The following is a 12,103-nucleotide window of genomic DNA, read 5'->3' on the forward strand; positions in this document are numbered from 1 at the left end:
TAATAATCGTTACCAATGGGGATTAAAGAAAATGACCCCGGTTCAATACCGAGGTCATTTACTAGCCGCATAGGTCTTTTTTATAAACTGTCCATTATTTGGGGTACAGTTCACTTAAGGACAAAAAGGCTGTTTAATTAGCTTTGAATTAAGAAAAAAATTCTAAAATTATATTTTCCTTTTCTGCTCATCCTTGAAGGAAATATAATAAAACTTTCTTTCTATTATTTTGCGTGAATACTAGAAACTGTTAACACATTCTAGAATAATCTTTTTAAGGAGTTACTTAAGTAATGTGACCTTTGAATATAATGTTGTCCTTTATCAATATCTTTAATGTATGTTGTAAACAAAATAGCAAGCATCAACGCAGTATCTAACCGATAAATAATGCTATTAGGTCTCGATGAAGAAGTTAGAAAATTATTGTTTCCATTTCCTTTTTGAAATTCTTGTATATCTATATCCCCAGTTTCTAATATTCTCATTAGCTCCATTAATGGATCACCAATAAATGCATTATCCCAGTCGATAACGGCTTTTATTTCCCCTTTGTACCTAATGATGTTTGGAGTTCTAATATCAAGATGAATGAGGCAATGATCTGAGTTTGTCATACTCAAAGTGGTTTCCATTTCCTTTAAGGGAGGAATTTTTATCTCATGGGATAAAAATTTATTTAACGTACTAACTCTATCAACAATTCTACTAGAAACAATATGATAAAAAGATTTGTTTTCCTGTTCCACAATACTTAATCCTTCGAAAGGTATTTTATGTATAGATGAAACGAGATGACCGATATCAGCAGCAGAGATAAAACTATCATCCCCATTAATATATTCTGATACAAGAAAACTTATCTCTTTGCTCAAATGAAGATGTACGACCTTAGGGACTTTTAAACCATGCTTGAAACAATGTTTTGCAATAGTTGCTTCTTTAATAAGTGAAGCTACATCTTCATTCGATTCGTCCAGCCCCCATGGAGTTCTAGCAATTAAAATACCTCGACTCTCCTCTTCCAAAATAAATACTGCATTTACAACACCATTGCTTAGAAACTTAATTCTTTTGACATTCCAATTCTCCTGATTATTTAAAACTTTGTAGATTTTCTTTTGCAAAAATTCAATTCTTTCCTTGGAAAGGTTCATCTACTATTTTTCATCTCCTTTTTCTCCTTCACCCACTTTTATTCTCACCCTATTTTTGAAATATACCAGTTAACAATCCTGATACACCAAAAATATTTTGGAACGTATCTCTTTCTTTCAAATTCACGAATTTCTACTTCTCTATATTCTATGAAGATACTCCTTATTATAATAAATCGAGTCACTAATGAAGAGAACTCTTTTTTTCACTAAAAGAAAGATATAAAAGTATAAAAATAACATTTACAGAAAAAAAAGGAGTGAGCTAATAGCCACACTCCATACTCCAAAAGGTATTACTTTAATGCTAATTTCACCACACACTCCACATGCGCCGTCTGCGGAAACATATCCACTGGCTGAATCCACTCTACCTTATATTTCTTACTCAAAAACTGAATATCCTTCGCCAATGTAGAGGGATTACAGGATACATAAACTAGTTTATTCGGCTCTACCTGCAAGACTGTCTTCATAAATGTTTCATCAAGCCCAGTTCTCGGCGGATCTACTACGATAGTGTCTGGTCTCCAACCTTCTTTTACCCATCTTGGTAGCCATTTTTCGGCTTTGCCGGTGACGTAGGTCATGTTGGTGTAGCCGTGGCGTTTGGCGTTTTTTTGGGCGTCTTCGATGGATTCTGGGATGGTGTCCATGCCGCGGACTTCTCCTGCTTTTTCTGCTAACCATAGTCCGATGGTTCCTACTCCACAATATGCATCGACGACCTTTTCTTTGCCTGTTAAGGCTGCGGCGTCTTTGACTAAGTCATAGAGTTTAACCGTTTGTACCGGGTTGAGCTGGAAGAATGCGCGAGCACTTAACTCAAACGATACATCTCCTAATGTTTCTTGGATGACTTTTTCTCCACTTAAGTGAATCGTATCATCTCCAAAAATGAGTGATGTTTTTTTGCCGTTGATGTTTTGGAGGATGCTTTTCACTTTTGGTAAGCGTTTTTGAATTTCTTCTATGATTAGGTCTTTTCTTGGGAGTTTTTCTTGGGCGGTGATGAGTACCACTTGGATTTCTCCTGTTGAAAAGCCAATTCGCGTCATGATGGTACGAACTACTCCATTGCCGCTTTTTTCGTTGTAAACAGGGATGTTGTAATCATCTAGTATCTTTTTGACGGTGTTGGTAACTTCAGTAGTTGCCTGGTGTTGGACCATGCAGTCATTGATATCAATGAGTTTATGAGAGTTTGCACCGTAAAGTCCTGCGATAATTTTTTCTTTTTGTTTACCCACTTGGAATTGGCTTTTGTTGCGGTAATGCCATGGGTTTTCCATGCCAATGGTTGGCTTTATCGTTAGCTTGTCTACATTCAGCTTTGTATGGCGTTCCAAAGATTGAATGACGATGTCTCGTTTTAGGACTAGCTGTTGTTCGTATTGTAAATGTTGAAGCTGGCAGCCGCCGCATTGCTCGTAAATGGGACATGGCGGCGTGATGCGGTGTGGTGATTTACTTCTGATTTTTTTGATTTTTGCCTCTGCGAATTTCGGTTTGATGTCTGTTACTTCTGCGACAACGACTTCATCGGGTAGTGCTCCTGGTACGAACACGACTTGCTTTTTGAAGTACCCGACACCCTCCCCATTGATGCCTAAACGTTTAATCGTCAATGGAAAGGTTTGTCCTATTTTCATCGTAACGCTTGTTTGTTTCTGTGTTGGTTTCTTTGTTTTCATGTAACTAACTCCTCAGGTTGCGGTTCGATGCTTCTCCATAGATAGAGGGAAGCATAGCTCATATATGGGTCCCATGCCTTTGCCCATTCCTGCATTTGCAAAGCAGTTGGCTTTTGGTCGAGATCTTTTAAAATTTTTATGGCATTTTGAATGCCAATGTCTGCTACTGGGAAAAGATTTTGGCGACCAAGACCAAATAATAATAAGTTTTGAACCGTCCAAGGTCCGATTCCTCTTATTTTCACCAGTTCTTTTAAAATTTCTTCATCGGTTTTTGTATGAAGTTTATATAGTGGTAAATCACCTTGTGCAATTAGCTTCGAAGTATCTATAATATATTCGGCTTTTCGGCGGCTCATTTTCAATTCGGTAATTTGTTCATACTCAAGTTTAGCGACGTCTTCTGGCTTTGGATAAAACCAGACCCCTTCTTTTTCAAAGCCAAATGTATGGACGAAACGTTGCGTTAAAGTATGGGCAAATTTCATGTTGACCTGCTGGTGTATGATGCATTTCATCAGACAGTGGTAGAGGTCAAAATCCAATACAAGTGGAGTGCCTTCATGCTCTTGGAAAATGGCTGCAAGGTCGGTATCAGCAAAATGTGCGCCTATTTCATTCAGTGGTTGCTCCCATTGAAAAATAGCTTTTATATGGTCGATGTCAGCTGGTGTCAGGTCTGCTTGGCTGAAAAGTTGAAAAGCTGGATCGCTTTTTGTACCTGTTGCCTGCACTTTTACAACAATCGGTTCTCCGCCTTGATAAATCGGTACTTGAACAAATCGCTCTTTTTGATCTATCACCATTAAAGGATCAATTGATAAGCGCTGCAAAACTCTGTCAAAATCATAAGGACCTTCTATCTTTAGTTTCACCAATTTCTCCACCGTCCTTTTTGTACTGTCCCAATTATAACGACTTTCTTCGTTGTTGCCAAACAGCAAACATAAAAATAACCCCTTTGAAAGCAACAAAGGAGTCAATCTTCTTGTATAAGGAGAATAGGATTGGGAATAGTATGGTGTGCAGCGATGTCATCAAGGCTTTTGAATTCATAGCCTTGTTTTTGTAAATCGTCAATGACTCTTTCCATCGCATCTGCATTGTCCTTGGACACAGAATGAAGAAGTAGTACTGCACCAGGATGTATTTGTTTCATAATATTATCGTAGGCGTATCTCCAGCCTTTTTGCTGATCGGTTTGCCAATCCACATACGCTAAGGACCAAAAAACATGCTGATAGCCCATCTCACTTGCTAGGGCAAGTGACCTGTCACTAAAGGTTCCTCGTGGAGGACGAAGGTATGTCATCGTCTCAATTCCCGTGATTTTTTGGAATTCTTCTTTTACCATATCGAGTTCTTTTTTGAAGCGAACGTCATTTACTTTTGTCATATCAGGGTGATGCCAGCTATGATTCCCGACGATATGTCCCTCTTTCACCATTCGTTTCACTAGCTTTGGCTGGTCTTTTAAATAATATCCTGTTACAAAAAAGGCTGCAGGTACCTTTTTCCTTTTTAATACATCGAGCACTTGTGAGGTATAGCCATTTTCATATCCATTATCGAACGTTAAATAAATTTCTTTTTTGGAGGTATCTCCTAAGTAGAAAGCATCATGCTTTTTGAGAAGCTTACTATACTTTTCGCCTGCATCTGGTGGCTCATGGTTTGTACTTCTTTTAAAGCCCCAGTGCGAGGTTGTCGTAGAGTAATTATCCGCTTGAGATAGCTGCGGAATTAATAATAGTGCTATTGCTGATAAAAGAATAATATTGAGTAGTTTTTTCAATTTATTTTCCCTCCTTTCCTTTCATGTTTATAGATTTCTTCACGTAAGAATAAAAGATACTGTGTATTGTTTTCCAGTTTATTTGCAGGGGAATTTTAGTGGATGTGGAATAGATAAAATGGAGGTGATATTCGAATGAAAAATAACCCAAGGGTCGCTTTGTACGTTTCGTTAGCTGTTTTAATTGTAATTCCTTCAGTCTTTTTGGTGATTTCCCTAGTGACGGAAAATTGGAAGTTTTTCATGTTCGCTATATGGGGAAGTTTTCTTGGAGGATTTCCTGGGTTTGTTCATAGCATGATTGCTATCAAAAAGGAGAAGATGAGCTCCGTAACGTAAAAGTAAATGGGGACAAAAAATACTTGTCCCAAAGAAACAACCTTTGTTTTGTCCCAGCTCCTCTTTATTTTAATGATTCTGCAAAAGTTATCATACATTCCTTAGAACACTTTACACTCCAGAATTCAAAAGAAGTACCCTTTTGCTCCCACCATAGTAAACCACCAGTGATTTTCCCTCTATGGTCGTAATCAGTTCCCCATTTTTTGAAGTAACCAACTTCGCCATTGATGGTTACTTTTTCTAATTCCTCATAATCGGGTTTATTCCCATTTCCTTTCTTTTGTGAGAGGCTCATTATTCCTTCATTATCTTTTTTTGATAAAAAACTCATCGTAAAACCTTTTGCTGTCGTTTCATCGTCTGGATGATACTTTATTGATACTATCCAATCAGAATCTAACTTTGTTGGTTCAAACACCTTAAATTTCATGATTTTTTTCACATCTTGTAACGTAGGACTACCTTTATAGTATTGAATTTTATCTGCAGTAGATGGTGAGACGAGCGTAAATACTAGTAGACAAGTTAGAAAAATTCTTATTATGATAACCCCCTCCAAATTAGTTTGTACATTCAGGGGGAAATTATCTAGCATAGAAAAAAGGCTCTGATTACCTAGTTGGCAAACAGAACCTTTAGTTTTAGTTAAACACACGATCTTTAAATTGAGACAACTTTTCCAACGATGACTTCTCTACATCTGCATGAAGGCTGTTCCCGTGAGAGTCCATTGTCACAACAGCTGTGAAGCCTTCTACATTTAAGTGCCACATTGCTTCTGGAATACCAAATTCCATCAAGTCTACGCCGTCGACACCTTTAATACAGTCTGCGTAATACTGGGCTGCTCCACCAATTGCATTTAAGTAAACGCCGCCATGCTCTTCTAGTGCTTTTAATGTTTTTGCACCCATTCCGCCTTTACCCATTACTGCACGGATACCGAACTTCTTCATAATATCCCCTTGGTATGGCTCCTCGCGTATACTTGTCGTTGGGCCAGCAGCTTTCACATGCCAGTTTCCTTCCTCATCCTTTAGCATTACAGGACCACAGTGATAAATGATTTGCCCGTCTAGATCAACTGGTGCATCATGGTCTGATAAATGTTTATGGATCGCGTCACGGCCAGTGAACATTCTACCATTGATGCGAACAACGTCTCCTACTTTTAAGGAACGAATTTTTTCTTCTGTAATAGGAGCTTCTAACTCGATCTCGCTTGCATCACTTGTTGCCGCCACTTCTTCCTCATTTGTCTGCTCTTTAGAGAAGTCAATCATGTCCCCTTCTTGATAGAGCCACTCATTGATCTCACCAGTTTCAGGGTTGATATTTACCCCTAGACGGCGGTAAGCCCAGCAGTTATAAGCAACTGAAACGAAGAAGCTTGCAGGAATGCGGTGTCCCACTCCAACTTTACAGCCTAGGAGCGTTGTTTCACCACCAAAGCCCATTGTTCCGATTCCAAGCTTATTCGCATTTTCCATAACGTACTCTTCTAGTTCTTTTAGCTCTGGCATCGTATTTTCATCATCTAAGCTACGGAAAAGCTGCTCTTTCGCTAGCTCATAGCCTGACGTACGGTCGCCACCAATCCCAACTCCGATGACACCCGCACTACAGCCTTGTCCTTGTGCTTGGTAAACGGAATGCATCACGCATTTTCGAATTCCATCAAGATCACGCCCTGCTCGGCCAAGTCCTTCAAGCTCACATGGTAGGCTATATTGAATATTTTTGTTCTCACAGCCGCCACCTTTTAAAATAAGGCGAGCGTCAATGTAATCTTTTTCCCATTGCTCAAATTTAATAACAGGAACGCCATCACCTAAATTGTCGCCACTGTTTGCACCTGTTAAAGAATCTACAGAGTTTGGACGTAGTTTTCCATCCTTCGTTGCTTGTACAATCGCTTCTTTAATAACTTTTTTGATTTCAAGCTGGTTCACACCAACCGGGGTTTTTATTTTAAAGGTAGGTAGTCCTGTGTCCTGACAGATTGGAGACACATTTTCATCCGCCATCGTAATGTTATTCGTAATCGTTGCAAGTGACATGGCTGCACGTGTTCCCGCACTCTCACTTAGCTTCGCTTTCGCAATCGCACGACGTACATCTTTCGGAAGTTTTGTGGAAGTTTCAACGATTAAATCATACATGCTTTCATATAGCTTGTTCATTATTAAAATTCCTCTCCTATCCCCTGTTGAAAAGTTCTACGTTTCTTTTTTTATACACTCATTATTATACTTGTTCCATTTAGAAGGATAAAGGATTTTGTAACCGATTCCATGAAAAGGATGAAAATGTTGTTGGAAAATTCACTTAACATTTGGGTTTTTATGGTATTATTTAATTGGTTGGAATATATCAACAAAGAAAAACAATTAGGGATGGATTAACTGATGAAATTATCCGGTTTTATAAATTTTTTAGGAATTACAGCAATTTTTATATCTGTTATTGCTTTCTGTTTTTTCCTTTTTTCTGATGGCGAAAAAGGGAGTGCGATATTAGCATGCCTATTTGTCTTTTTTAATGGATTTATTGCACTAGGAGTTGGAAGCATTTTAGAAAAAGTACTGCTTGCAGAAAACAGGAAATCATTGTGAATAGAGATGACTGGTGCGGAGGTTATTATGAACTTTCGATGGAATTTTCACCAGTAGAAAATAATGATAGACTATCGAAAGCTTTAAACAACGTAAGTATGTTGTCTTTTGTTGAGTTTACAGCTCCCTCTTCTTTAGATTCTAGCCCTATGTTCGGTACTCTATCCATTATGGAACATGGTAAATTACCTTTTATGATTACGATGATAAAGTGTGAAGGGGAACCGGATTGGTTAGATGTGTCCATTCCTATTTCTAAAATAGAAGAAATTTTCTCTATTCAATATCCACTTAGTTTTGTAAATAACGCTTGTCTCGAAGGTTTACATCAGTGCTTAACAATGCTTGCAGAGACCGTTTATGTTCAGTCTCCTTTTCAATTCGCAATGCTGGGTCATGAAATTACAGGATTAACGGACCATCAAAGTATCAGCATAGAAAATTATGAACATGTCACATTCATTCTCCCGAGAACCTTTCAAACAAAGCTTGGAGTCAATCAACCGCTCCAAAGCCAGTTACAGCATCTTCATATAATCAATGTTTAGGAGGAACATGTAATGAGTGAGAACAAGGTAATGAAAGGCATTAATTGTATCTATTTACCCGTAACAAATATCGAGGAATCTACCAGTTGGTATCAGCGCATTCTACGCCTAGAACGAATGAATGACATCACCTCTGAATCCACGCAAGCTCAATTTAGAATCACCCCTGACCAAAGCATCTTTTTAATAAAAACTGCCGAAAAAGTAAATCTTACTTATACAGAAATTGATGGTAATGAACAATGCATTTTAACTTTAGCAGTCTCAAATATCCGCGAGTTATATGAGGAAATAAAAGCGATGGAAAGTGATATTAGCTCTATAGAAGACAATGGGGCATGCGGGTTGTCTTTTTACGTTAAAGATCCGGATGGTAATAAAATTGAACTTTGGGGTGGATGGGCGTAACAATGGAAAAGCTGGCAGACGCCAGCTTTTGTACTTACTTTAATTGATTGATAATATCTTCAAGATCCTCTTCGTTAAGAAAGTAATAAAACCTAGCATCAATCAGGCCACTTTCAAGCTTATCTTCCATCATGATGGAATGCATGTCCACATCACTTGGGAAGTAGTCAGTAAAGAGTTCTGATTTTTCGAGGAGATTTACCAAAAATGCTTCTAGAATCTGATAATGTTGTACTTCATTATTGCTAGAATTAGGAAGATTTCTCTCTAAAAGTAAGGTTAATGTCTCTTCACCGGTAATCGCCTTACCATCTGCTTCCTCGACCCCACCGAAACCATCAATAAGTTCAATCAATTCATTATGTGTCATTTCTGAGTAGAAATCTGGGTTAATTTGAAAATAGGAATTTATCGTTTTCTGTACATCCACATCCCCACCAAAAGCTGTTACATGCGTTATTTTATCCTTGATCATTACCTGCCCATCATGATATAGAATAGGAACATATAGATCCCTTGGGACAGATAGTATGCTCAATTTTTCATTACCATCATGGGATAGAAGAATAATTATCGGAGATCTGTCCACTTCATTTTTCAACAGTACTACTCCTTTTTTACTCCCCTCTGCTTCTTCCATTACAAGAGACTTATCTCCCTTGTCACTCTGACCTCCATAATTAATTAAACCTGTAGAAGGAAGTAGCACTAGGAAAAGAAGGGTAGCTGCTGCTAAACTGAAAAAGAGAAAAAGAAGGTTGGTTTAACGTTATGACGTTTCTTTTGATTTAATTTCTGATATACCTTTTTTCTATCATTATCATCAAACGTTATTTCTTCAAATTCAGAGAAAAGATTATCATTATGATCGCCAAAAATTTCATTCCCTTCTACTTTTTGTTTGAGTTTTTCTTTTCCACGCCTTAGCCTTGTTTTTACGGTATTAATGGATAATCTCCTCCATTGTTAACTCCTCGTAAAAATATAGAAAAATGATTTTAGGGTTTTTTAATAAGGTTCTATCCCACTTCTCTTTTGCAACTTCTTCCATTGATGATGTAAATCTTTCTGCTTTGATAAAGGTCAAGCAGCCTTGTTTTACGATAGTTCCAACTTTTCAAATAGTCTTTACATTCATTTATGGTTATTCGGTATAACCATGTTTTCAGGCTTGATTCATGTCTGAATTCATTTAGCTTGGTATAGCATTTTACAAAAACATTTTGAACAATATACTTCGCCGTTTCTTTATCCTTAACATATGAGTAGGCAAGTCTGGCATGCTGGTCTCCAAATTCCAGCATGACCTTCTCAAGTAGATGGTTCTTCTCCCCTTCGTTCACGTTATCCCCTTCTCTTTTTGTATCAGTTGTTTGACGACTAGGTGCTTCAAATTGTTTCAAAAAAACAAAAAACCGAGTGAACATCACCCGGTTTTACCAATCTTTCTTAAATTGATTGTATTTTCCTTCTAAATCATCCAGCATTTCAATTAGGCGGTCTATATCGTCCAAGTCGGTTGATTCTGGATCTAATGAATCGACTACTTCTAAAAACATGTTCAATCTATTTTTTAAATAATCCACTTGAGATTCTTTGTTTTCTGTTGCCTTGCCCATTTTTATCTCACCTTTCTGACATACATGTGCGTTTGCCTTAATAGTACCTTACTGACCCGTTTTGGGCAACCATCTGAAAAATTTAAGGTCTGTTTTGAACAGATTCATGATAAAATGAAGGGTATGTTTTGTTGATGAAGGAGCAAAAGATGAAAACAACAATATTACCTCCAATTACCCCTTCCTATGATCCATGGGAAGCTTATTTAGATGTAAAAGAATTCGGTCAAAGCGAACTGACAAATGTTGAGTTTACGACGACAACGCTTTGTAATATGCGTTGTGAGCATTGTGCTGTTGGTTATACCTTACAACCGAAGGACCCTCAGGCCCTGCCACTTGATTTACTAATTCGCAGGCTTGAAGAAATACCACGTCTGCGCTCCATTAGTATCACAGGTGGAGAGCCGATGATGAGTATGAAGTCGGTGAACGAGTATGTCTTGCCGCTTTTAAAGTACGCACATGAACGCGGTGTGCGGACGCAAATCAATTCTAACTTAACATTAGATTTAGCCAGATATGAGAAGATCATTCCTTACTTGGATGTGTTACATATTTCTCATAACTGGGGCACGATTGATGATTTTGTAGAAGGCGGCTTTGCGATGATGGAGCGCAAACCAACTTATAAACAACGAGCAAAATATTTTGAGCGAATGATCGAGAATTCAAAGGCACTAACTGAAGCTGGCGTGATTGTTTCTGCCGAGACAATGTTGAACAAGCGTACCTTGCCTCATATTGAGAACATTCACAAACAAATCGTGGAAGAGATGAATTGTCAGAGGCACGAGGTGCACCCTATGTACCCTAGCGATTTCGCAAGCGGAATGGAAGTGTTGACACTGGATGAAATGAGAGATGCCATCCATCGTCTCCTTGATATGCGTGATGAAAAAACGTGGATGTTATTTGGGACATTGCCGTTCTATCCTTGCAGTGACAATCCTGATGATTTAGCATTGCTAAAACGTGTGTATGCGGCAAAAAATGTGACGGTTCGTAACGATCCTGATGGGCGCTCCAGGTTAAACGTGAATATTTTCAATGGCGATGTCATTGTGACAGACTTTGGAGATACTCCTCCACTAGGAAATATTGTCGATACCGACCTGCCAACCGCATATGAGAAATGGAAAGGTACAGCTATCTCCCAAGAGTTAGACTGTCACTGTCCAGCTGTTGCCTGTCTTGGGCCAAATATACTCGTAAAGAATGCATATTATCCTGGAATGGATTTTACGATTCGTAAAACAAAAATTGAAAAAGAAAATTCCTAGGTAGTCATTTCCTAGGAATTTTTTTATAGGGAAGGAAGCCTCGATTTTAACCGCCGTCCTTTTATGAAATAGTACGTTGAAAAACAAATGAATACACTGAATATTAGACTTGCCCCCATTACAAGTGCTCCATGCAACCCTTGAGAACTACCTGCAAGCACCCAAGCTTGATACGGAATAAATAGAATTAAACCTAAAATTCCGATTCCCCAAAGTAAGACCGTTGCATTATGTTTCACTTCATCATCCGTGTTGTTTGGAGTATATCTCATTTCAATTGAAACCATCTTCCGTATAATTATCATTAAAGCTGCCATACATACTAGCAGTAACATCAGGTGCATCATCATGACGCTGATGACCTCCTTTTCATTCTTACCTAATAAGACGGGTGAGATAGCAAAAAGTTTCATGTATATATTGAAAATAGGCAAGTAATTGATGCTTTATGTTACATAGAAAAAGAGGCTGGGACAAAACTAAAGAACACAAACAAAAAGACGAACAATATAATGGCCGATAATAAATACCGCTATTGATTTCCGTGCAAGACTTCGCTTTCCGCGGGTGACCCGCGAGCCTCCTCGGCTTCGCCTGCGGGGTCTCACATTGGCCACTTCTCCCGCAGGAGTCTACGTCTTG

At 38.3% G+C, this 12,103-nt stretch carries 16 protein-coding genes; 6 read left to right on the forward strand and 10 right to left on the reverse strand.

The annotated features are described in order from the left end of the window. Positions 1-73, forward strand: a 73-nt coding sequence (locus tag LRP81_RS23565) for an IS3 family transposase (protein ID WP_399208219.1), incomplete at its 5' end; no start/stop codon positions are given. A gap of 187 nt (positions 74-260) precedes the next feature. Here the strand turns inward: LRP81_RS23565 and LRP81_RS22255 are convergent. The 4 genes from LRP81_RS22255 to pdaA form a co-directional block, all read right to left on the reverse strand. Then, positions 261-1,157 carry a phosphotransferase family protein gene (locus LRP81_RS22255; RefSeq protein ID WP_230505263.1) on the reverse strand — a complete coding sequence of 299 codons (897 nt, stop codon included), beginning with the start codon at positions 1,155-1,157 and terminating at the stop codon, positions 261-263. A gap of 296 nt (positions 1,158-1,453) precedes the next feature. Next, positions 1,454-2,851, reverse strand: coding sequence for a 23S rRNA (uracil(1939)-C(5))-methyltransferase RlmD (gene rlmD / locus LRP81_RS22260; RefSeq protein WP_230505265.1), 1,398 nt, complete (start codon positions 2,849-2,851; stop codon positions 1,454-1,456). After that, entirely contained in the window at positions 2,848-3,729 is an 882-nt protein-coding gene (locus LRP81_RS22265) for a DNA-3-methyladenine glycosylase family protein (RefSeq protein WP_230505289.1), read from the reverse strand. The genes rlmD and LRP81_RS22265 overlap by 4 nt, the downstream gene beginning before the upstream one ends. Before the next feature lie 101 nt (positions 3,730-3,830). Next, positions 3,831-4,646 (reverse strand): delta-lactam-biosynthetic de-N-acetylase, encoded by an 816-nt coding sequence (pdaA, locus tag LRP81_RS22270; RefSeq protein ID WP_399208218.1) that lies wholly within the window; start codon positions 4,644-4,646, stop codon positions 3,831-3,833. Positions 4,647-4,781: 135 nt separating this feature from the next. On the opposite strand from pdaA, the gene LRP81_RS22275 reads away from it, so the two are divergent. Continuing rightward, complete coding sequence (locus tag LRP81_RS22275) at positions 4,782-4,985, forward strand: hypothetical protein (protein ID WP_230505267.1); 204 nt, start codon at positions 4,782-4,784, stop codon at positions 4,983-4,985. A gap of 64 nt (positions 4,986-5,049) precedes the next feature. On the opposite strand, the gene LRP81_RS22280 is transcribed toward LRP81_RS22275, so the two are convergent. Both LRP81_RS22280 and LRP81_RS22285 read right to left on the reverse strand, forming a co-directional pair. Beyond that, complete coding sequence (locus LRP81_RS22280) at positions 5,050-5,418, reverse strand: DUF4367 domain-containing protein (RefSeq protein WP_230505269.1); 369 nt, start codon at positions 5,416-5,418, stop codon at positions 5,050-5,052. 211 nt (positions 5,419-5,629) lie between these two features. Beyond that, a complete protein-coding gene (locus LRP81_RS22285; protein ID WP_230505271.1) occupies positions 5,630-7,171 on the reverse strand; it encodes a fumarate hydratase in 1,542 nt (513 codons plus the stop codon). 225 nt (positions 7,172-7,396) lie between these two features. Between LRP81_RS22285 and LRP81_RS22290 the strand changes: the two genes are divergently transcribed. From LRP81_RS22290 to LRP81_RS22300, 3 genes are read left to right on the forward strand one after another with little or no spacing between them, the layout of a single operon-like run. Further along, the gene (locus LRP81_RS22290; RefSeq protein WP_230505274.1) at positions 7,397-7,603 is read left to right on the forward strand and encodes a hypothetical protein; all 207 of its coding nucleotides are present in this window, start codon (positions 7,397-7,399) and stop codon (positions 7,601-7,603) included. Positions 7,604-7,641: 38 nt separating this feature from the next. Beyond that, positions 7,642-8,151: a hypothetical protein gene (locus LRP81_RS22295; protein WP_230505276.1), complete on the forward strand. Its 510-nt coding sequence runs from the start codon at positions 7,642-7,644 to the stop codon at positions 8,149-8,151. A gap of 12 nt (positions 8,152-8,163) precedes the next feature. Then, positions 8,164-8,559 carry a VOC family protein gene (locus LRP81_RS22300; RefSeq protein ID WP_230505278.1) on the forward strand — a complete coding sequence of 132 codons (396 nt, stop codon included), beginning with the start codon at positions 8,164-8,166 and terminating at the stop codon, positions 8,557-8,559. Positions 8,560-8,593: 34 nt separating this feature from the next. Here LRP81_RS22300 and LRP81_RS22305 read toward each other — a convergent pair whose 3' ends face one another. The 3 genes from LRP81_RS22305 to LRP81_RS22315 form a co-directional block, all read right to left on the reverse strand. After that, positions 8,594-9,199 carry an LCP family glycopolymer transferase gene (locus tag LRP81_RS22305; RefSeq protein WP_230505280.1) on the reverse strand — a complete coding sequence of 202 codons (606 nt, stop codon included), beginning with the start codon at positions 9,197-9,199 and terminating at the stop codon, positions 8,594-8,596. Between the two features lie 379 nt (positions 9,200-9,578). Then, positions 9,579-9,962, reverse strand: a complete 384-nt coding sequence (locus LRP81_RS23415; protein ID WP_317987114.1) for a sigma factor — start codon at positions 9,960-9,962, stop codon at positions 9,579-9,581. Between the two features lie 33 nt (positions 9,963-9,995). Beyond that, positions 9,996-10,178 carry an SE1561 family protein gene (locus LRP81_RS22315; protein WP_230505282.1) on the reverse strand — a complete coding sequence of 61 codons (183 nt, stop codon included), beginning with the start codon at positions 10,176-10,178 and terminating at the stop codon, positions 9,996-9,998. Between the two features lie 149 nt (positions 10,179-10,327). Here LRP81_RS22315 and yfkAB point away from each other — a divergent pair, with 149 nt between their 5' ends. Next, the gene (gene yfkAB / locus LRP81_RS22320; RefSeq protein WP_230505284.1) at positions 10,328-11,461 is read left to right on the forward strand and encodes a radical SAM/CxCxxxxC motif protein YfkAB; all 1,134 of its coding nucleotides are present in this window, start codon (positions 10,328-10,330) and stop codon (positions 11,459-11,461) included. A gap of 23 nt (positions 11,462-11,484) precedes the next feature. Here the strand turns inward: yfkAB and LRP81_RS22325 are convergent, their stop codons facing one another. Then, entirely contained in the window at positions 11,485-11,811 is a 327-nt protein-coding gene (locus LRP81_RS22325) for a hypothetical protein (RefSeq protein WP_230505286.1), read from the reverse strand. Between the last annotated feature and the right edge of the window lie 292 nt (positions 11,812-12,103).

The organism is Sutcliffiella rhizosphaerae (assembly GCF_917563925.1).
GTDB lineage: Bacteria > Bacillota > Bacilli > Bacillales > Bacillaceae_I > Sutcliffiella_A > Sutcliffiella_A rhizosphaerae.

What these genes read in the sequence shown, in the direction of transcription:
- LRP81_RS22255 (WP_230505263.1), bottom strand. Translation starts at nt 1,157, where the DNA reads ATGAACCTTTCCAAGGAAAGAATTGAATTTTTGCAAAAGAAAATCTAC.
- rlmD (WP_230505265.1), bottom strand. Translation starts at nt 2,851, where the DNA reads ATGAAAACAAAGAAACCAACACAGAAACAAACAAGCGTTACGATGAAA.
- LRP81_RS22275 (WP_230505267.1), top strand. Translation starts at nt 4,782, where the DNA reads ATGAAAAATAACCCAAGGGTCGCTTTGTACGTTTCGTTAGCTGTTTTA.
- LRP81_RS22280 (WP_230505269.1), bottom strand. Translation starts at nt 5,418, where the DNA reads ATGAAATTTAAGGTGTTTGAACCAACAAAGTTAGATTCTGATTGGATA.
- LRP81_RS22285 (WP_230505271.1), bottom strand. Translation starts at nt 7,171, where the DNA reads ATGAACAAGCTATATGAAAGCATGTATGATTTAATCGTTGAAACTTCC.
- LRP81_RS22290 (WP_230505274.1), top strand. Translation starts at nt 7,397, where the DNA reads ATGAAATTATCCGGTTTTATAAATTTTTTAGGAATTACAGCAATTTTT.
- LRP81_RS22295 (WP_230505276.1), top strand. Translation starts at nt 7,642, where the DNA reads ATGGAATTTTCACCAGTAGAAAATAATGATAGACTATCGAAAGCTTTA.
- LRP81_RS22300 (WP_230505278.1), top strand. Translation starts at nt 8,164, where the DNA reads ATGAGTGAGAACAAGGTAATGAAAGGCATTAATTGTATCTATTTACCC.
- LRP81_RS22305 (WP_230505280.1), bottom strand. Translation starts at nt 9,199, where the DNA reads ATGGAAGAAGCAGAGGGGAGTAAAAAAGGAGTAGTACTGTTGAAAAAT.
- LRP81_RS22315 (WP_230505282.1), bottom strand. Translation starts at nt 10,178, where the DNA reads ATGGGCAAGGCAACAGAAAACAAAGAATCTCAAGTGGATTATTTAAAA.
- yfkAB (WP_230505284.1), top strand. Translation starts at nt 10,328, where the DNA reads ATGAAAACAACAATATTACCTCCAATTACCCCTTCCTATGATCCATGG.
- LRP81_RS22325 (WP_230505286.1), bottom strand. Translation starts at nt 11,811, where the DNA reads ATGATGATGCACCTGATGTTACTGCTAGTATGTATGGCAGCTTTAATG.